General features: G+C 70.9%; 14 protein-coding genes. 5 read left to right on the top strand and 9 right to left on the bottom strand.

The features are described from left to right. Positions 1-17: 17 nt before the first annotated feature. The 7 genes from AB5J50_RS40100 to AB5J50_RS40070 form a co-directional block, all read right to left on the bottom strand. A complete protein-coding gene (locus AB5J50_RS40100; RefSeq protein WP_369263568.1) occupies positions 18-1,595 on the bottom strand; it encodes a Na+/H+ antiporter in 1,578 nt (525 codons plus the stop codon). Next, positions 1,592-2,788: a low temperature requirement protein A gene (locus tag AB5J50_RS40095; RefSeq protein ID WP_369263567.1), complete on the bottom strand. Its 1,197-nt coding sequence runs from the start codon at positions 2,786-2,788 to the stop codon at positions 1,592-1,594. The genes AB5J50_RS40100 and AB5J50_RS40095 overlap by 4 nt, the downstream gene beginning before the upstream one ends. Before the next feature lies 1 nt (position 2,789). After that, complete coding sequence (locus AB5J50_RS40090) at positions 2,790-3,740, bottom strand: alpha/beta fold hydrolase (protein ID WP_327433012.1); 951 nt, start codon at positions 3,738-3,740, stop codon at positions 2,790-2,792. 90 nt (positions 3,741-3,830) lie between these two features. Then, positions 3,831-4,769, bottom strand: a complete 939-nt coding sequence (locus AB5J50_RS40085; RefSeq protein ID WP_369263566.1) for an NAD(P)/FAD-dependent oxidoreductase — start codon at positions 4,767-4,769, stop codon at positions 3,831-3,833. A gap of 103 nt (positions 4,770-4,872) precedes the next feature. Further along, positions 4,873-7,032 (bottom strand): AGE family epimerase/isomerase, encoded by a 2,160-nt coding sequence (locus AB5J50_RS40080; RefSeq protein WP_327433010.1) that lies wholly within the window; start codon positions 7,030-7,032, stop codon positions 4,873-4,875. Between the two features lie 132 nt (positions 7,033-7,164). Continuing rightward, entirely contained in the window at positions 7,165-7,851 is a 687-nt protein-coding gene (locus tag AB5J50_RS40075) for an NAD(P)H-binding protein (protein ID WP_369263565.1), read from the bottom strand. A 61-nt stretch (positions 7,852-7,912) separates the two neighbouring features. Beyond that, positions 7,913-9,247 (bottom strand): sugar phosphate nucleotidyltransferase, encoded by a 1,335-nt coding sequence (locus AB5J50_RS40070; protein ID WP_369263564.1) that lies wholly within the window; start codon positions 9,245-9,247, stop codon positions 7,913-7,915. Positions 9,248-9,630: 383 nt separating this feature from the next. Here AB5J50_RS40070 and AB5J50_RS40065 point away from each other — a divergent pair, with 383 nt between their 5' ends. Further along, positions 9,631-10,815 (top strand): IS701 family transposase, encoded by a 1,185-nt coding sequence (locus AB5J50_RS40065; protein WP_369263563.1) that lies wholly within the window; start codon positions 9,631-9,633, stop codon positions 10,813-10,815. On the opposite strand, the gene AB5J50_RS40060 is transcribed toward AB5J50_RS40065, so the two are convergent. Together AB5J50_RS40060 and AB5J50_RS40055 are read right to left on the bottom strand one after the other, a co-directional pair. Then, complete coding sequence (locus tag AB5J50_RS40060; RefSeq protein WP_369263562.1) at positions 10,812-12,752, bottom strand: helix-turn-helix domain-containing protein; 1,941 nt, start codon at positions 12,750-12,752, stop codon at positions 10,812-10,814. The genes AB5J50_RS40065 and AB5J50_RS40060 overlap by 4 nt on opposite strands. A gap of 40 nt (positions 12,753-12,792) precedes the next feature. After that, positions 12,793-13,902 (bottom strand): transaldolase family protein, encoded by a 1,110-nt coding sequence (locus tag AB5J50_RS40055; protein WP_369263561.1) that lies wholly within the window; start codon positions 13,900-13,902, stop codon positions 12,793-12,795. A 240-nt stretch (positions 13,903-14,142) separates the two neighbouring features. Here AB5J50_RS40055 and AB5J50_RS40050 point away from each other — a divergent pair, with 240 nt between their 5' ends. The 4 genes from AB5J50_RS40050 to AB5J50_RS40035 are packed head-to-tail and all read left to right on the top strand — an operon-like array spanning position 14,143 to position 18,688. Further along, positions 14,143-15,315, top strand: a complete 1,173-nt coding sequence (locus AB5J50_RS40050; protein WP_369263560.1) for a 3-deoxy-7-phosphoheptulonate synthase — start codon at positions 14,143-14,145, stop codon at positions 15,313-15,315. Between the two features lie 22 nt (positions 15,316-15,337). Continuing rightward, positions 15,338-16,144, top strand: a complete 807-nt coding sequence (locus AB5J50_RS40045) for a 2,3-dihydro-2,3-dihydroxybenzoate dehydrogenase (RefSeq protein ID WP_369263559.1) — start codon at positions 15,338-15,340, stop codon at positions 16,142-16,144. 46 nt (positions 16,145-16,190) lie between these two features. Beyond that, positions 16,191-16,817, top strand: coding sequence for an isochorismatase family protein (locus tag AB5J50_RS40040; RefSeq protein WP_327433002.1), 627 nt, complete (start codon positions 16,191-16,193; stop codon positions 16,815-16,817). After that, on the top strand, positions 16,814-18,688 hold the full coding sequence (locus tag AB5J50_RS40035; RefSeq protein WP_369263558.1) for an anthranilate synthase family protein: 1,875 nt from the start codon (positions 16,814-16,816) through the stop codon (positions 18,686-18,688). Before AB5J50_RS40040 ends, AB5J50_RS40035 begins: the two co-directional genes overlap by 4 nt. Positions 18,689-19,016 lie beyond the last annotated feature (328 nt).

The following is a 19,016-nucleotide window of genomic DNA, read 5'->3' as shown; positions in this document are numbered from 1 at the left end:
CAGCTTGTCCGTACGGGTCACAGGTGCAGATCGCGGCTGAGTGCCGCCTCCTCGAAGTCGAGCTGATGGACGACCTGGCGGACCACCTCGTCGTCGAGACGGCCTTGGTCGCGCATCGCGATGAAGGCCTCGCGCTCGGCGGTCAGCATCTCCCGGCGCAGCAACTGGTAGGCGGCGGCCGGTGAGTGGGTGCCGGGCCGGCCGCCGTCGCGCAGCCGTTCCCAGGCGGCGACCCGCCGGTACTCGGCGACCTCCCGCAGCCGCAGGACCACATGCTGCGGGCAGTGCTGGTGCTCGCCGGCGACCAGCTCCTCCAGCCGGTGCTGGGCGTGCCGGGCGGCCTCCTCCTGCGCCTTGGCCTCGGCGAGGTGGTCGTCGTGCTCCCCGCCGCGGCCCGCGAGCCCGAGCCGGCGGACGAACGCCGGGAAGCCGAGTCCCTGCACGAAGAGCGTGCTCAGCGTGACCGAGAAGGTGAGGAAGAGGACGAGTTCGCGGTGCGGCATGTCGTCGGGCAGCGCGAACGCCGCGGCCAGCGACACGACTCCGCGGATGCCCGCCCAGGACAGCGCGGCCGGCAGCTGCCACGGCGGCGAGGGGTCGCGGGCGCGCAGCCGACGTGAGAGCCGGCGGGGCAGATAGGTCGCCGGGAACACCCAGAGGAACCGGCCGAGCATCACGGTCAGGGAGACGGCCGCCGCGTACCAGAGCAGGGACCACAGCGGGGTGTCGTCCAACGCCCTGACGACGGGCCGCAGTTGGAGCCCTATCAGGGCGAACACCAAGGACTCCAGCAGGAAGACGATCAGCTTCCAGGAGGCCTGCTCCTGCAACCGTGCCGCGTGCGAGGCGCGGTTGGAGTGATGGCCGAGGTAGAGCCCGGCGGCGAGGACCGCGAGCACACCGGAGGCGTGCAGATATTCGGCGAGCGCGTAGGTGACGAACGGCACCAGCAGGGAGACCGCGGTGTGTGCGACGGCGTCGCCGAGCCAGCACTGGAGCCGGCGCACCGGCCAGGCGATGAGCAGGCCCAGGACCAGTCCGCCCGAGCAGACGAGGACGAAGTCGCGGATGCCGTCGATGAGGGAGAAGCCGCCGCCCGCCACGATCGTCACCGTGATGCGGTACGCGGTGAGGCCGGTCGAGTCGTTGAAGAGGGACTCCGCCACCATGATCCGTACGAGCCTGCGCGGCAGCCCGAGTCTGCGGGCGACGGACACGGCGGCCACCACGTCCGTCGGTCCGAGGAGCGCACCCAGCACGAAGGCGACGGGCCAGGACATGCCGGGGACGACGGTGTGCGCCACCAGGGCCACGAGGGCGGTGGTGAACAGGACGAGTCCCACGGACAGCAGGGCGATGGGGCGCGCGTTGGCACGGAAGCTGAGGAACGAGCTCTCGCAGGCCTCCGAGTACACCATCGGCGGGATGAACAGGAACAGCACGAGGTGCGGGTCGAGGTGGTAGTCGGGCACACCCGGCACGAAGGAGGTCAGCAGGCCCGCAAGGACCAGGCTGACCGGCGCGGAGACCTCCATCCGCCGTACGACGACGGCGAGCAGCGTCACGGGGACGACGAGCAGCAGGACCTCGGTCACCTCGCATCGCCCGGTGCCGGGTGCAGATGCCGGCCGAGCCCGGCCAGCCGGTGCGGTTTCGGGCGGCAGCCGCAGTGGCAGCTGGGCGCGATCCCCACCAGCGCCGTCTCGGCGACCGCGGCCGCCGCCACGGGCGCGGTCAGCAGGGCGAGCGCGAAGAGCCCGGACCGGTCCTGCGCGACGAGGGGCACTAGCAGCGCGACGGCGGCGACCGCGAGGCGCAGGGTGACCACGGAACGCGGCAGCCCCCAGCGCGGCCACGCGAACACCGCGTGGAAGCCCACGGCTCCGGCGCACATCAGCCACAGCGCGGAGTCGTCCAGAGCCTCCTGCGGATGCGCCACGGCCAGCCAGACGCCGACGGCGATCGCGGAGACGGATCCGAGCAGGCAGTAGTGCCCGTACGCGAGCAGCTCCCGCACCACACGGCTCTGGTTGTCCTCCGTGCGCAGCTGGTGTGCGATGCGGCTGTTGCTGAAGTGGAAGTAGATCCACCACAGGGAGGCGACGAGCAGGAAGGCGATGGCCAGCGCCAGGGCTTGGCGGACGGAGAAGTCGTGCGGGATCTTCCCGCCGGCGTCCACGAACGGAACCCCGAGCGCCAGTATGACCACCAGGCCGAACCGCTCGGGCAGATGCAGGACGTCGACGTGTATGTGGTTCAGCCGTCTGCGCAGCACGAAGGTGCTGGACAGTTCCCCGGCCATCAGCACCGCCCAGGCCACCCGCTGCTGCTCGTGCGGAAGTCCCGCGGTGAGCAGCAGCAGGGGGGCGGTGCAGAACGCCGACACGGAGAAGGGGTTCAGGCGCAGCCCGCCGAAGACGTCCACCGCCCACCACAGCAGCAGGGCGCGCAGCAGCAGATAGGCGACGGCGAAGAAGACACCGTGGCCGTGCAGGGCGGTGGGCGCGGCGATGGTCATCATCGAGGTGATCAGGGTGATGGCGAAGAGCCGCAGCCGGTTCTTCACGTCGTGCAGGTCCGTCAGGTTGGACAGGATCCCGGTGCCCACCCACGACCACCAGAAGGGGGTGAACACGGCCCAGGCGTTGACCAGTCCGGTCCAGGAGATGTCGTCCGCGAGGGTGTGGGTGACCTTGTTGACCGCGAAGACGAGCACCAGGTCGTAGAAGTGCTCCGCCACGTTGATGCGTTTGGACTCGATGAGCGGTGCGACGCGGCTGGTCGCCATGTCAGCCTCCGGCTGTGGGCCTCACCCGGTCGAAGCTGTGCCGGAAGTGCGCGTCGACCGCCTCGACCGCGGAGCCCACCTGCGGGTCCCGGTCGTAGAAGTCGAACTGCGTGCCCTCCAGCCACAGCACCCGGGCCGCCGTCGGCAGCAGGGTCGCGAAGCGTCGTACGCCGTCGGGGAGCGCGGCCTGCTCGCTGTGCACCACGATGGTGGGGACGCTTATCCGGGTCGCCGAGGGGATCGGGCTGAAGGTGAGCCAGTCCCACCAGCCCATGACCGCGAAGCGGTTGGGCCACTCGGGCACGCCGCCCCGCGCGCGCGAGAGGTAGTAGTCGTAGGGCCCGTACATGGCGGCCTCGGGGTCCGTCTCGCTGACCGCCTTCACATAGCGGACGGTTCCGGTGCGCGCGTACTCCTCGCGGGCGAGCGCCGCCTCGTCGAGCTTGCGACGTACGGCGTCCTGGCCACCGTAGATCTGGTGCACCAGCGAGGCGTCGTGGAGCCAGGGCGCGACGAGGGCGAGGGAACGGACCCGGGGGTCGTTGGCGGCGGCCACCGCCGCGTAGCCGCCGCCCGCGCAGACGCCGAGCAGGCCGACCGACTCGGGGTCGACCATCGGGTTCTCCAGCAGGTGGCTGACCGCGCTGCTCATGTCGCCCACCTTGCGGCCCACCAGCTCGGTGTCCCTGGGGTGGCCGGTGGACTCGCCGTGCCCGGTGAAGTCGAACGCCAGGGCCAGGTATCCGAGCTGCGCGAGGCGCCTGGCGTACAGCCCGGCCATCTGTTCCTTGACGGTGGTCCAGGATCCGGCGACCACCACCGCGGGGCGCGGCTCCGCGTCGTCCGCCTGCGCCAACTGGTAGAGCGTGCCCACCAGTTGCTCACCCTCGCTCTCGAAGGTCACGCGCGCGCTGCGCACCATGGGCGTCTCCTCGGGGCGGTCCAGTTCCATGACTGTCATCCTCACGAGCGGTAAAACGGCGAGTCAAATGTCGGGGTGGGGAACGGCCGTACTGCCTGTAGTCACGGTCCGTGACCCGTGTCAGCCCGCCTTCAACTCGGCCGGGTAAAGGAAGTAGTTGGCCGCGGAGGCCGCCTGGGATCCCTCGTGGACGGCGGCGCTGACCTGGTGCGAGTGGAGCGAGGAGACGTCGCCGGCCGCGTAGATCCCCTCGGCCGAGGTCTTCTGCTCGGTGTCGACGGCGATGTGCCCGCTCGGCGCGAGCCGCAGGCCGAGGGCGCGGGCCAGGGCGATCTCCGGGGTCGCGCCCTGGATGCTGAAGAGCGAGTCGGCCTTCAGGTGCTGTCCGCCGCGGGTGACGACGGTGTGCAGCATGCCGTCCTCGCCCTCCACGGAGCGGATCCGGTCGTGCAGGACCGGGATGCCGGCCGCCTCCAGCCGTTCCCGGTGGAGCGAACCGATCTCGTCCGTACGGCTGTTGGTGAGCAGCTGGATGTCGTCGCTGAGGCTGTGCATCTGGAGCGCCTCGGCGGCCGTCGCGTCGGTGTGGCCCACCACCAGGATGCGTTTTCCGCGGTTCTCGTAGCCGTCGCAGGCGATGCACCAGAACATGGACCGGCCCACATACGACTCCCAGCCGTGGAAGTGCGGGAAGTGGTCGAGCACCCCGGTGGCGATGATCAGGGTCCGGCCGGTCCAGGAGCCGCTCTGCGCGTGCACGGTGAAGCCGCGTTCGGCGTCGCCCTCGGCGTGCAGCACCGCGTGGTGGACGAGGCGCGCCTGCGGATATCCGGCCAGCTGCGCTCGGCCCAGCTCGCGCAGCTCGACGGTCGGGATGCCGCCCGGGAATCCAAGGTAGTTCCGGTTGACCTGGTGATGGGTCGAGCGGCCGTGTCCGGTGTCGAAGACCAGCACCCGGCGGTTGTAGCGGGCCAGGCACAGGGCGGCGGACAGCCCGGCCGGGCCGCCGCCGACGACCAGCGTGTCGGCGTCGCGCGCCGAGGGGGCTACGGGTGCCATGAGGAGCAACTCCTAGGACATGCCGGTGACTTGACGGCCGGTCCTCGCCCCGCCGGGGCGGGCGGGGCGAAGACCGGAGCTCACAGCGGTGCCGCGCAGGTCGTCACTCGTCGTCGCACCGCGCGTGCGGGTCCGTGAGGAAGGCGTCCGTGGCGGCCAGCGCCCTGGTCACCTCCGGCGGGACCTCGCCGACGATGACGAAGTCGACGTCGAGACCCGCCTTCGTACGCTGGAACAGCAGTTCGTTGATGGGCTCGCGGGAGATCTCGGTGACCCGGCACATGTGGAACTCCACGCGCTCGGGCCCGGCCTCCAGCGCTTCATTGAGGGTGCGCCGCAGCTTCTCCAGCGAGTCCCGGCCGAGGACGCCCTCGCAGGAGACCCGCGCGGTCCTGCCGTCGAAGCTGCTGGAGATGCGCATCGGCATCTCGGTCGGCTCGATCTCGACGCGGACCTTCAACCGCGTGGTGGACTGCGGAAGTTGCACGGTGAGGTTCTTCGGGTCGAAGTCCTCGTACCGCTCCCCGTCGATCCACACCCGGGCGAGCCGGACGGCCTCCCGGGGCAGCAGGTCGGGCGCCACCCGCAGCGTACGGCCCGGGAAGGACTCGGGCAGCGGCCGGAAGTGCAGCGTGAGCGCGTTGTCGCCGACCAGCAGGTTGCCGTAGGTCGCGGCCAGGTAGCACAGCTCCAGCGAGTGGTAACCGGCCATGGCATGGCTGCCCTTGAGCCGCTCGGTGCCGAGCAGATACGGGATGCCGTTGGCCAGGACGTTGAAGTACACGCCGCCGTCCTCGTAGTCGAGGAAGAAGGCGTTGTAGAACGAGGCGGCCTCCCGGGCCAGTCGCCGGTGGTCGGGGTCGCCGGTCACGCCGGCCAGGATGAGGTAGGCGAGGATCGACTGCTCCTGCTGCCACCAGGCCTTGCGGTCGTGCCAGACCAGCCGGTGGTCGCCGAACCGGGGATCGGCGCGCCGCTCGACGACGTCGTACCAGCCGCCGCGCTGCTGGTCGCTGCCGACCGCCGGCATGATCTCCGCGATCCGCTCGGCGAGCGCCACGTACTCCGGTTTGTCCACCAGGCTGTTGATACGGATCAGGTTCCACGCGATCTTCAGGTTGTGGCCCACCACCGCGCGGTCCTGCTGCCAGCCCCAGGTGCGGTCGGGGCTCCAGTCCTCGTGGAAACGTTCCTGAACGAAGGGGCTGTTGGGCTCGTCCGGGAAGTGCCGCACGATGGTGTCGGCCGTCTCCTCCAGCATGTCGGCCAGGTCCGCCCGGCCGGTCGCCAGATAGGCGTTGATCAGGTACGCGGGCGCGTGGTCGCCCACCGAGTTCCAGTTCTTGCGCGCCCGGTTGCGCCCGAGGGAGTCCGCGCGCGGATCCATGGTGATCGGGTCCAGGTGCGAGAAGTAGCCGCCGCGGACGTAGTCCTTGAAGTAGCGGTGGAACAGCTCGACCGTGCGGTCGATGTCCGCGGCGATCCGCGGGTCGCCGGTGATCCGGTACGTCTGGGTCGGGCCGGCGAGCGCGTAGATCTGCTCGTACATGGGGATCGCGTCGAAGTCGTCGCCGAACTCCGAGGCGAACACCTTGCGCTGTCCGGCCTGGGTGATGTCGATCCCGTGGTACCAGTAGACGATCCCCTCGCGGTCGTCGGCCACCTGCATGTGCTCGCGCAGATACTCCGTGCCCGACTCGGCCGCCTCCAGGAAGCGGTCCTCGCCGGTCAGCAGGAAGGCGGTGGCGAGCCCGTAGACCAGCCGGGAGATCGTGTCGGTCTCCTGACGCACGTCCTGTCCGGCGAATTCCGGCACATGGGTGCCGCTGAGCGTCAGATGCGTACGGAACCGGCGCCAGTCGTACACGTCGTCCGGGAACTGGCCGCGCAGATAGAAGTCGGCTATCTCCCGGGCCTGCTGGACCCACCAGTTGGGATCCTCGAAGACGTAGGCGCCCCGGTGCTCTTCCGGGAAGGTGATGTTGCGGGCCTCGATGCGGGCGCCGCCGTCCCATTCGTAGAAGATTCCGTAGACAAAGACGTAACGGCCCTCGGCGAGCATGTCGAGGGTGGCTTCGCTGGTGTCGCGGTGCCCTTCGGCGAGATTGCGCACGATCTGGGAACCGAGGAGACCGTCCAGGTGGATCGTGAACTCGCGTCCGTCGGTGGTCCGCAGACCGAATCGCTGGTGAGCGGGCTCGTAGGCGGTGACATATCCGGCGATGCTGTCGCTGTACGTACGGCGTATCTCGGGTGCACTCATCGAAGGGTGCCTCCATCATCGGGGGGTGCCATGAGCAGCACGACGCTGCTTCCATGGGGGGTGGAAAGATGTGGCCTCGGACGGGGGTCTCCCGGCCGCGGCTCGGCGCACGGGAACTCGGCGCACGGGAACTCAGCCCACGGGAATGCGGTCCCACTCCAGTGCGGCGAAGGACGACTCCCAGTCGGTGACCGCGGGCCCGGACTCGTTGAACAGCTCGAAGGTCACGCCGATCGCCGAAGGGCAGTACATGGCCTGGATGCAGGCCTCCGCCGCGTCCTGCCGCGAGACCTGTCCGGTCCCGCGGTCGCCCTGTACCAGGCGTACCCGGGAGCCGGCCCGCTGGTCGTCCAGGAGCCAGCCGGGGCGCACCACGGTGTGCGAGAGCCCTGATTCGCGGACCTCGTCCTCACCGGCCCGGCGCCAGTCCAGCACTCTGCCGTAGGCGTTGAGCGGGTGCCCGTAGTGCGTGGCGTGGATCTGGCTGACCAGGACGACATGAGGGCGGCGGCCCGCTCCCACGGCCGACCGCAGCGCGTTGCGCACACCCAGGTACATGGTGGTCTCGGGCCGGTCGGGCCCGGTGTCGTCGGTGCCGGGCGAGACGCAGTAGACCAGTGCGGAGCAGTGCGCCAACGGCTCGTCCAGGGAGCCCCGTTCGCGAACGTCGGCCGCCGTGTAGCCCACCCCGTCGGGCAGCGCCTCCTGGGGCGTGCCGCGGCCGACCACATGGACGCGCTCGCCCAGGTCCAGCAGCCTGCTCACGACCAGACGCCCGAGTCGGCCCGAGCCTCCGATCACCACCACCGGGCTGTCCATCGATTCCTCCTCGTCTAGGGACTCGTACAGGAACTCGTGCGGGCACTCGTACAGGTCCGGTTCAGACCCACTGCAGGACGTCGTCCGAGCAGGTCAGCCAGGTGCCTGAGGGCACGTGGAAGTGTGCGGGGATGCGCAGCCGCGGATAGACGCTGACGCCGGAGAGCCGACTGCCGGGCCGGAGGCTGACCCCGTCGCCGATCGCGGTGTGCGACTCCAGGCGGACGGGTCTGCCCCGCTCCGAACGGATCACCGCCATGGGGCCGATGTACGAGTCGCTGAGTTCGGCGTGGGGCCCGACGAGCGAGTAGTCGCCCACGGCGACACCGCTGAGCCGTGCGCCCTCGCCGAGTTCGACGCCGTCGCCGATGTCCGCGTACTCCAGGCTGACGTCGTCGCCGACCTCGACATGGCGGCCGATGTGCACGCCGGGGCCGATCTTCACCCGGCCGTCCGCGATCTTCTCGGTGAGCGTGGTGCCGGACACCGGGTCGCGGGTGCGCAGACTGCTCTCGTCGATCCAGCAGTCGGCCGCGCCTGCCGTCGGCGGGCCCATCAGCCGGTTCAGCCGGCGGTACGCGCCGGAGAGCACGTCGCGCAGCGCGGCCAGATAGTCGGGCACGTTGCCCAGGTCGCCGAGGCGGGCGATCCGGTGGGCGGCGACCGGTTCGTCGTGCTCCACCAGCCAGGGCAGCAGGTCGCCGCCCCAGTCGAGCCGCTGCTGGGCGAGCCGCATCAGCTGTGGGTCGCGGGCCGCGCGGCGCAGCCGGTCGCAGTCGACCAGGTACATGCCCGCGCTGGTCGGCAGCGGCTCGTCGCCGCGGCCGGGGAAGAGGGTGCGCAGCTGCTGGGCGCTGGGTTTCTCCGCGAACCCGCGGACGCGTCCGGCGGGGTCGGTGCGCAGCACGCCGTACTTTCCGGCGACCTCCCGGCGGGTCCTGCCGACCGTGGCCACGGTGACCGTGGCGGCTGTCTCCTGATGGGTGCGCTCCAGTTCTTCCAGCGAGAAGTCCAGGACCGAGTCGACCGGCAGCACCAGGGCCCGGCCGGTCAGCTTCCACTGTTCGAGGTTGTGCAGGAAGGCCGAGCCCGAGCCCACGTTGTACGGGTCGAAGCCGGCACGCGAGTAGCTGATCTCCACGCCGTGGCGCTGGCCGTGGCCGAGCAGCAGCTTGATCTGGCTGCGGTTCTCCAGGCCCTGGGCGATCACGTAGAAGCGCCGAATTCCCTGGTCCTTGCAGAGTTCCACGACCCATTCGACGAGACGGCGCCCGAGGAACGGGATCACCGCCTTGCTGCGGATGTAGTCGGCCGATTCCAAGGTGATCGGCTTCGCTCGTTCCCCGCGCCCGCCGGCCAACATGACGGCCACGGTCTCGCTCGTCGCCCCAGGCATGCAGGCCTCCCCGCTAGTCGAAGCCTTTCCGTGCCTCTCCGTTCGAGATGGAACCCCGCGGTGTCGAATCCTGTCAAATGCCTTGTAAATTCAGGTCGGACCTCGTCAACTCGGGTGCCGCGAAGCTCATGTGAGAGGGATTCGGGCGGGAATTGCCACCGCGTTCGACACCCCTTCGAGCGCCGCTACGGGCCCCTGCGCGGTGGTCCGGCCACCACCCGGCCGGCCCTCGCGGTGGCCGCGCCACCGCCTCCGGCCGCGGCGGTTGTGCGGCCACCATCACTCGTCCCAACCGTGTGACGGGACCACCTGGGCGTGGCACTGAGTGCCGCGCACTGTGGAGCCAGCTCAACCGAGCGACTCCGAACCGAGGTGGGATTCCGATGACCGGCACCGAACTCGCGATGAGCGGGACTGAACTCTCGTCCACGTTGTTCGCCACCTTCCCGCGCAGCGACCAGCGCAGGAAGGGCGAGGAGTACATCCGTGGCCTCCTTGCGACCGAGGGCCGCAAGTCGATACGCAACATGGCGGCGCCGACCGGCGGTTCGGCCCGTGAGCAGAGCCTGCATCACTTCGTTTCCAGTTCAACCTGGCACTGGATGCCGGTTCGTGAGGCGCTCGCCCAGTACGTCGCGCGCACCGTGGCCCCGGAGGCCTATGTGATCCGCACGATGGTGATCCCCAAGGCGGGCGACAACTCGGTGGGCGTGTACCGGCGTTACGTCCCCGAGCTCGGTCAGATCCGGGGCGTGCAGCAGGCCGTGGGCGTGTGGGCGGCCGCTCAGGAGACCAGCGTTCCGGTCAACTGGCGGCTGGACATCCCGCAGGACTGGCTGGACAACGGACTCCGCCGGCGGCAGGCAGCCATCCCGGACAGCGTGCGCGAGGAGTCCCCCGAGGAGTCGGCGGTCGAGGCCATGCTCGCCGTACGGGACTGGGGGCTGCCCGCACGGCCGGTGGTGATGGACGCCCGTGACATGGACGCCATGTCCGTGGTGCGCCGCTTCCGGTCCTCCGGTCTACGGCACCTGATCCGGATCAGCGGCTCGCTGCGGCTGACCCCGGCGGACCCCGCGCAGATCGGCCGCGCGACACCGGAGGCGCTGCCCGCCCAGCAGATCATGGCCGCCGCCAAGCTGCTGCGCCGCCCGGCGGTGTGGCGCGACCACAGCCCCGAACACGCCATGCGCACCAGCCTGGTGGCCGCCGTACGGATCCGTGGCGCGTCCCGCGCCCCCGGCATGCGCGGCGGCGGCGACATGCTCCTCATCGGTATCGGCGACAGCGGAAAGGCATGGCCGAGCGAGCTGTGGCTGACCGACCTGGTGGACCTGAGCCCCGTCGCCCTGCTGCGGCTGAGCAGGCTCATCGGCCGGGTCGACCGTGACTTCTCGGAGATCTCCGAGCAGGTGGGCATCCGCGACTACGCGGGCCGCTCCTTCAACGGGTGGCACCGGCACGCCACGCTCGCCTCGGCCGCCCATGCCGTCGCGGCACTCGACGGGACGTACGGGACGTACGACGAGGAGCTGCGGACCGGCACCGACATCCGGCGGACCGCCTAGCTTGGCTCGGGCTCGCGGCCCACCAGGTGGCTCCGGATCCTGAACAGCCGCAGCGCCAGCTGCACTTCGAGCGCACGCCCGGGCTGCTGCCAGTCGTGGCCGACCAGCTCACTGATCCGTTCCAGCCTCCGGGCGACCGTATTGGGATGGACGTGCAGCCGCCGTGCGGCGTACGTGGGACTGGCCCCCGCCTCGAAGAACGCCTCCAGCGTCTGGGTCAGCTCGGAGAGCCGCTGCTCGTCGTACGCGAGAAGCGGTCCGAGGACGGACTCGATATAGCCCTCGGCGTCATGGCTTTCGGACAACAGCAGGCCGAGGAAGCCGAGTTCGCCCGCCGAGCCCGCCCGGCCCACCGCGCCGAGCGCCGTCATCGCCTCCAGACAGCGCACCGCCTCCTGGTAGCCGTGCCGCACTCCGGCGGGGTCCGCGACGGGCCCCGAGGCGGCCACCGTCACCGGATGTCCCAGCAGCGGCGCGAGCTCGCCGGACAGCGCGCGGGCCGCAGCGCCGGGGTCGGTGCCCGGCAGCAGGAACACCGCCGTTCCGTGCCGCATGCTCTTCAGACCGCTCTTGCGGTACGCGTACGAAGCCGCCCACACCGAGGCCCTCGCCGGTGTCTCCTCCTCCGGCCGGGCGACGACGACCACATGCGGGCCGTCCAGTTCGACGCCGAGCCGGCGGGCCCGGGTCCGTATCTTCTTCGGCGACAGGTCGGGATGGGTGAGCAGCTCGTCGAGCAGATCGTCGCGCACCTGGCCCTCGGCGATCGCCGCCCTGCTGTTCTCCAGGAGCAGCAGCACGGCCATGGCCTGGGTCGCGAAGCCGAGCAGCTGGACACCGTTGTCGGTGAGCGGCCTGTTGGGGTGCACCAGGACGGTGCCGAGGTCGACGGTGCCGGTGCAGATCGGCGCGGCCCACATGTCGTCCTCGTCCAGCGGCACGGGATGGCAGGCGCCGTGGGCGTCCAGGGCGCCCGCCGCGGCGTGCTCCCACTCGACCTCCGGCACCTCACCGGCGGTGGCGAGCACCACGCCGTCGGAGCCGCAGATCCGTACGGCGCCGTCGAGGAGCTTGCTGGTCTCCTCCGCCACCTCGTTCAAGTCGCCTCCGCCGAGCACCAGTTGGAGCATCTTCGCGTGCGCGTCGCCGGACTCCCGCAGGGCCGCGGACCGGTCGAGGAGCCGGGCCCGCTCCAAGGTGGCGCCGGCGAGTTCGCCGTACGCGCTCATCAGCGCCACCTCGTCCGCGGTGAAGTGCCGTACGCTCCGCGCGGCGATGTGCAGCACACCGAACGGCCGGGTCTGCCGGTTCAGCGGCACCGCCATCACGGTGTGCAGACCCTCGGCCCTGATCACCTCGTCGACGACGGCACTGCGCTCGATCCGCTCGTCGGTGAGGTAGTCGGCGGTCCAGAACGGCACAGGATCCGTCATCGCCATGCTCCCGGGGCCCTGGCAGACCGGCAGGGTCAGGCCCACGTCGAGCGTCGCGATCCGCCCGTCGGAGGCACGGACGCGGACCTGCGCCGCACCCTGACCGTCCCGGCCGGCCGGACCCCCTTGGCCGAACTGACCGCCCTCGTCGGCCTGGCCGCCTTCCTCGGGAAAGCAGACGTACGCCATGTCGAGCCCGAGCAGCAGCCGTGCCCGCCGGGCGATCGCCTGGACGAGCGCGCTCTCCGGCTGGTGGACGGCGCCGAGGTCGCGGGCGGCCTCAAGGAGCGTGGACAGTCCGCTCTCCCGCTGCCGGTGGCGCTCCCAGCGCGAGGAGATGCTCAGACCGAGCCGGGCGGCACGCTCCAGCTCCGCGAGTTCCGCGGCGTCCGCACCACGGTGTCTGGCCTCGTCCACAAGCGAGGTGAGCCGGTCGGCGGGGGCTCCCGCCGCCAGCAGTTCGAGTACGGCGGAACTGGCGTCCCGCGTCGGCTCCTGGGACACACTGCCTCCCGCTCCCCCGCGCGTGTGCTGTCGTACGTCGCTACCGGCCGGCGCGTAGCCGCAGTTGGGTGCCCACCGTCCCTCGGAGCGCCTCCCACGAGCGGACCAGCCGTTTCTCGCCATGTGCCGCGAGCCTCCCGGCGACCGCCTCGAAGCGTAGGCCGGTCCGTTCGAATTCGTCCAACACGCGCAGGGCGTCCCGCTGCCGGCCGCCGAGGGTGTCCCCGCGCGGCGTTCCCCAGCGGTCGGCGGCGAGCAGAGCGCGCAGCGGCAGGGCCAGGGCGGTGTGCCAGCCCACCAGCCGGGCCGCGTATCCGGCCTGGTCAGAGGTGTGCGGGCCGTCCACCGTCCACATCAGGCGCTGCGGCCGGGCGCCGGCGGCGGCGAGGGCCCGCCAGCGGGCGCAGCCCAGCTGCTCGTCGTACTGCTGGTACATCAGCCGGGCGAGGGCCAGGGCCATCTCGCCGCGCAGCGCGCCGGCTTCCGGGGCACCCAACTCGGCCAGTCGGGCGTCGCATTCGATGTCGATGCGGCTCACCGGCGTGGAGGCCAGCGAGGCGATGCCGTGCAGCGGCCGACCGGCGCGGCGGGCGATCTCGAGTCCGCCGCAGTACGCGTCCATGACCTCGCTGTGGCGCCGGGCCGTGTAGATCTCGGTGGCGTGCACGCCGATGCCCCGGCCGACGCAGTCCTTGATGGCGGCCAGCCCTTCGACGGTGGCCGGGATCTTCACCAGCGCGTTCGGCCGGGCGACGGCCGCGACCAGCGAGCGCGCCTCGGCGACCGTGGCGTCGGCGTCGTGAACGAGCCCCGCGTCCAGGTCCATGGAGACCAGCCCCTCGTGCCGGCCCGTGGCCTCGTAGGTGCGGCCGAGGTCGTCGCAGGCCCGGCGGATGTCCTGGACCTGGAGAGCCCGCAGCGCCTCGCCAACGCCCGTGCCCTCTGCGGCGAGTTGGGCCAGTTGCCGGTGGTAGGCGGTGTCGACGGAGAGGGCGGCGGCAAGCAGGGCAGGCTGTGCGGTCATGCCACGCACACCTTCCAGTGCGGCCGGTTCCACCGGCCGCCGCGCCTGCAGAAATCCCCGGTGAAATCCATTCAGCCAAGGGGAAACGCCCTCCGAAACAAGACGACGCAGAATTCCGCCCCGCATAACCCCTCCCGGCGTCGCGATCGAGGACGACGGACCAGCATGCGCGGTCCTGGCGCACTGCGCGGAATCTCTCCGCACACAATGTCAACTCGCCAGCTCTGAAGGCCTGTTGAAACGTCGCCGCGACCTGATGGACATGTGCCCCACCTGACGTACTCAGCGATGCGTCGTTGGCCGATTCACGCCGCCATCGCACTCTTTGGCACAAAGGAGCTCGAAGAAAAACTCTTGGAGACAACCGTGGACATTGATCTGCCCAGTGTCCGATCACGGACTGCCCTGCAGCAGCCGGATTGGGACAGGACAGAATTGATCCGTTCGGTCAGAGGGGAGTTGACGAACAGCCAGGCACTCGTCGGCCTCGACGACGTACTGGCCCTGCGCGAACTGCTGGCGCGGGTGGCCATCGGCGAGGCCCATGTGGTCCAGGCCGGTGACTGTGCCGAGGACCCCACCGAATGCACCGCGGGCTATGTCGCCCGCAAGGCCGGTCTGCTGGACGTGCTCGCCGGCACCCTGAAGATGATCACCCATACACCCGTTGTCCGGGTCGGCCGCATGGCAGGCCAGTTCGCCAAGCCCCGCTCCCGGCCCACCGAAGTGATCGGAGGCACCGAACTCCCCGTCTACCGGGGGCACATGGTCAACAGCCCGGAGCCCGACCCGGAGCTCCGCCGGCCCGACCCGCGTCGGCTGCTGGACGGCTACGCGGCCGCCCAGGAGGCCGTACGGCATCTCGGCTGGCTGGACGACGGCCGCCCCTCCGTGATCTGCCCGCCGGTGTTCACCAGCCACGAGGCGCTGCTGCTGGACTACGAACTCCCCATGGTCCGCAGGGACGAGGAGGGCGGGCTGCTGCTGACCTCGACCCACTGGCCGTGGATCGGCGAGCGCACCCGGCAGCCGGACGGCGCCCATGTCGCCCTGCTGTCCCAGGTCGCCAACCCGGTGGCCTGCAAAGTCGGGCCCAATATGTCCGTACGCGATCTGCTGACACTGTGCGAGAAGCTCGACCCGGAGCGGAAGCCCGGGCGGCTGACGCTCATCGCCCGCATGGGGGCCGACCTGGTCTCCGAGCGGCTGCCGTCACTGGTGTGGGCGGTACGCGCCGCCGGTCACCCGGTCATCTGGCTCACCGATCCCATGCACGGCAACACCGTGACAGCCCCCGACGGGCTCAAGACCCGCTTCGTGGAGACCATCGTCCGCGAGGTCGAGGGCTTCCAGTGCGCGGTGCGGACCTCCGGCGGGATCGCCGGCGGACTGCATCTGGAGACGACTCCGGACCATGTCACGGAGTGCGTCACGGGCGTGGCCGACATCGCTCACGTGGGCGACAAGTACACGAGTTTCTGCGACCCGCGGCTCAACCCGGTCCAGGCCGCCTCCGTGGTCTCGGCCTGGCGCGGATGACCGGACCAGGGAGGTCCCGCACATGGAGCACATCGAGCACATACAGAACCATCAGCAATGGGAGAACAAGGTCGCCCTCGTCACGGGCGCGGCGGGCGGCATAGGAGCCGCCGTGAGCCGCGCGCTCGCCGAGCAGGGCGTGCTCGTCGCTGCCGTCGACCACAACGCCGAAGCACTGCGCGAGTCCGTGGAGAAACTCACCGCGGACGGGCTGCGCGCCGAGGCGTTCGCCACCGACGTCAGCAGCGGCGCGGATGTCGAGGCGACGGTCGACGCCGTCGAACGACGCCTCGGCCCGGTGGAGTACCTGGTCAACGCGGCAGGCGTGCTGCGCCTCGGCGAGGTGCGGACCTTCACCGACGAGGACTGGCAGACCACGTTCGCGGTCAATGTGAACGGCGTCTTCCACGTCAGCCGCGCGGTCGTCGACCGTATGGCGGCGCGTGGGCGCGGCGCGATCGTCACGGTCTCCTCGAACGCCGCGGCGACCCCGCGCACCGAGATGGCCGCGTACGCCGCGTCCAAGGCGGCGGCCACCATGTTCACCCGGAGCCTGGGCCTGGAGGTGGCCCGGCACGGCATCCGCTGCAACATCGTGGCGCCCGGCTCCACCGACACCCCGATGCTCAGCTCGATGTGGCACGACGAGTCGGGCCCGCGCGGCACCGTCGAGGGCCGCGCGGACGCCTTCCGCGTCGGCATCCCGCTGGGCCGGATCGCACAGCCCTCGCACATCGCCGACGCCGTGGTCTTCCTGCTGTCGGACCGCGCCGCGCACATCACCCTGCACATGCTCACCGTCGACGGCGGCGCGTCGCTGGGCGCCTGACCTCACCCGGGGCCGCCCGAACTCACGTATATCCGAAGGGACTTCCATGGCCGGCATACCCACCATCGAGCCGTACGCGATGCCCGCCCCGGGCGAGCTGCCGCCCAACGCGGCGGCCTGGGCGGCGGACCCGGAGCGCGCGGTGCTGCTCGTCCACGACATGCAGCGCTACTTCCTCAAACCCCTGCCCGACCAGGGGCCGGGCGACGAACTCGTGAGCAACGCCGCGCTGTTGCGGGACCGCTGCGCCGAGCTCGGCGTGCCGGTCGCGTACACCGCCCAGCCCGGTGGGATGTCCGCGGGACAGCGCGGTCTGCTCGCCGACTTCTGGGGCCCGGGCATGCGGGTGGACCCCGTCGACCGTGAGGTCGTCGAGCCGCTCGCGCCCCGGGAGGGCGACTGGCTGCTCACCAAGTGGCGCTACAGCGCCTTCTTCCGTACGGACCTGCTGGAGCGGATGCGTTCCGCGGGCCGCGACCAGCTGATCATCTGCGGTGTGTACGCCCACGTCGGCGTGCTGATCACCGCGACCGAGGCGTTCTCGCACGACATCCAGCCCTTCGTCGTCGCCGACGCGGTCGCCGACTTCTCGGCGAAGGACCATCGCACCGCACTCCACTACGCGGCCCAGCGCTGTGCCGTCGTCATCCCCGCAAAGGAGGTCTTCGCATGACCGGCGCCCCGCGCGACCTGCTCGACCAGGTGCTGTCCGGGCACACGCCCGCGTACGCCCTGCTGCACCGGCCCGCGGCCACCGGCCGCTCCGCACTGGAGGTCGTCGTCGGCGAGGTGAGCGAGCCGGGGACACTGGCCGGCATTCCGCTCCCCGCCGCCCCCGCACCCGGTCACCAGGTGCTGGCGCTGGTCCCGTACCGGCAGATCGAGGAGCGCGGCTACGACGTCGCCGACGACGGGACGCCGCTGCTCGCCATGACGGTCACCGGGCAGCAGACCCTGCCGGTGGCGGACGTCCTGGCGCGCGTCCCCGATGTGCCGATCCGGCTGGCCGGCGGCCACTTCGACATCGACGACGCGACCTACGCGGACACGGTCCGCCGGATCATCAAGGAGGAGATCGGCGAGGGCGAGGGCGCGAACTTCGTCATCAAGCGGTCGTTCACCGCCGACATCACCGGCTACTCGCCGGCGAGCGCGCTGACGCTGTTCCGCCGGCTGATGGAGCAGGAGTCCGGAGCGTACTGGACCTTCCTCGTGCACACCGGGACCCGCACCCTCGTGGGGGCGAGCCCCGAACGGCACATCAGCGTGCACGGCGGTACGGCGGTCATGAACCCGATCAGCGGCACGTACCGCTATCCCGCCGCCGGCCCGACCCTCCCCGATGTCATGGACTTCCTCGCCGACCGCAAGGAGGCCGACGAGCTGTACATGGTCGTCGACGAGGAGCTCAAGATGATGGCCCGGATCTGCGAGACGGGCGGCCGGGTGGTCGGCCCGTATCTGCGGGAGATGGCCCGGCTCGCGCACACCGAGTACTTCATCGAGGGCGAGACGGACCGCGATCCGCGCGAGATCCTGCGCGAGACACTCTTCGCGCCGACGGTCACGGGCTCTCCCCTGGAGAGCGCGGCGCGCGTCATCCGCCGTCATGAGCCGCACGGCCGCGGCTACTACAGCGGTGTCCTGGCCCTGATCGGCCACGACGCGCAGGGCGGGCGGACGCTGGACTCCTCGATCCTGATCCGTACGGCCGACATCTCCGCCGAGGGCCGCCTGAGCATCGGCGTGGGCGCCACGCTCGTACGCCACTCCGACCCGGACTCCGAGGTCGCCGAGACGCGCGCGAAGGCGGCCGGCCTGCTCGCGGCGCTCGGCACGGAGGAGCCGACGCGGTTCGCCGAACACCCCAGTGTGCGGGGGGCGTTGGCGGCTCGGAACGCCACGATCGCGGGGTTCTGGCTGGCCGAGGGCGACCGGCGTGCGCCGGTGGCGGACGCCCGCAGGGTCCTCGTCGTGGACGCCGAGGACACCTTCACCGCCATGATCGCCCACCAACTCCGCTCCATGGGCCTGCTGGTGACGGTCCGTCGGTTCGACGAGCCGTACTCCTTCGGCGACTACGACCTCGTCGTCATGGGCCCGGGCCCGGGCGACCCGCGCGACCTCACCCTCCCCAAGATCGCCCATCTGCACTCGGCCGTCCGCGAGTTGCTGGACACGCGCAAGCCGTTCCTCGCGGTCTGCCTCAGCCACCAGGTCCTCAGCCTGGAGCTGGGGCTCGACCTCAACCGCCGTGCTGTGCCGAACCAAGGGGTCCAGCGCGAGATCGACCTCTTCGGCCGGCACGAACGGGTCGGTTTCTACAACACGTTCGCCGCGCGCAGCGCCGCGGACACGGTCGATGTGGCGGGCGTGGGCGTGGTGGAGATCTGCCGGGACCCCGGCAACCGCGAGGTCCACGCCCTGCGCGGCCCCGGCTTCGCCTCCATGCAGTTCCACCCCGAGTCGGTCCTCACCCAGAACGGCCCCACCGTCCTCGCCTCCCTGATCCAGAACCTCCACGCCCCCCTCCAGACCACCTGACCCCGTCCCCACAGGCCCCGGCCCCCTTCCCCCAGGGGGCCGGGGCCTCCACCATGCCCTGATGCCGACGGCGGAGGCAGGTGTGCCTTCTTCGCCCCCGCCGCCCCTACCCGTCCCATCCCGTTCCTGGGGGCTGCGCCCCCAGACCCCCTAAGGGATTGCGCCGTTCCCCGCACCCCTGAACGACGTCTGCGGGCCGGTGGGGGCCGTTCGCGCAGTTCCCCGCGCCCCTAAAAGGGGCGCGGGGAACTGCGCAATCCTTCAGACCAGCCCCCACCCACCCGCACCCGACACACAACCGAACGGGGTCGAAGGGGCAGAGCCCCTG

The sequence above is a fragment of the Streptomyces sp. R35 genome (genome assembly GCF_041053035.1).
Classification (GTDB): domain Bacteria; phylum Actinomycetota; class Actinomycetes; order Streptomycetales; family Streptomycetaceae; genus Streptomyces; species Streptomyces lutosisoli.
The sequence above is the reverse complement of the archived record's forward strand: the minus strand, read 5'-3'. Positions and strand labels throughout refer to the sequence as shown.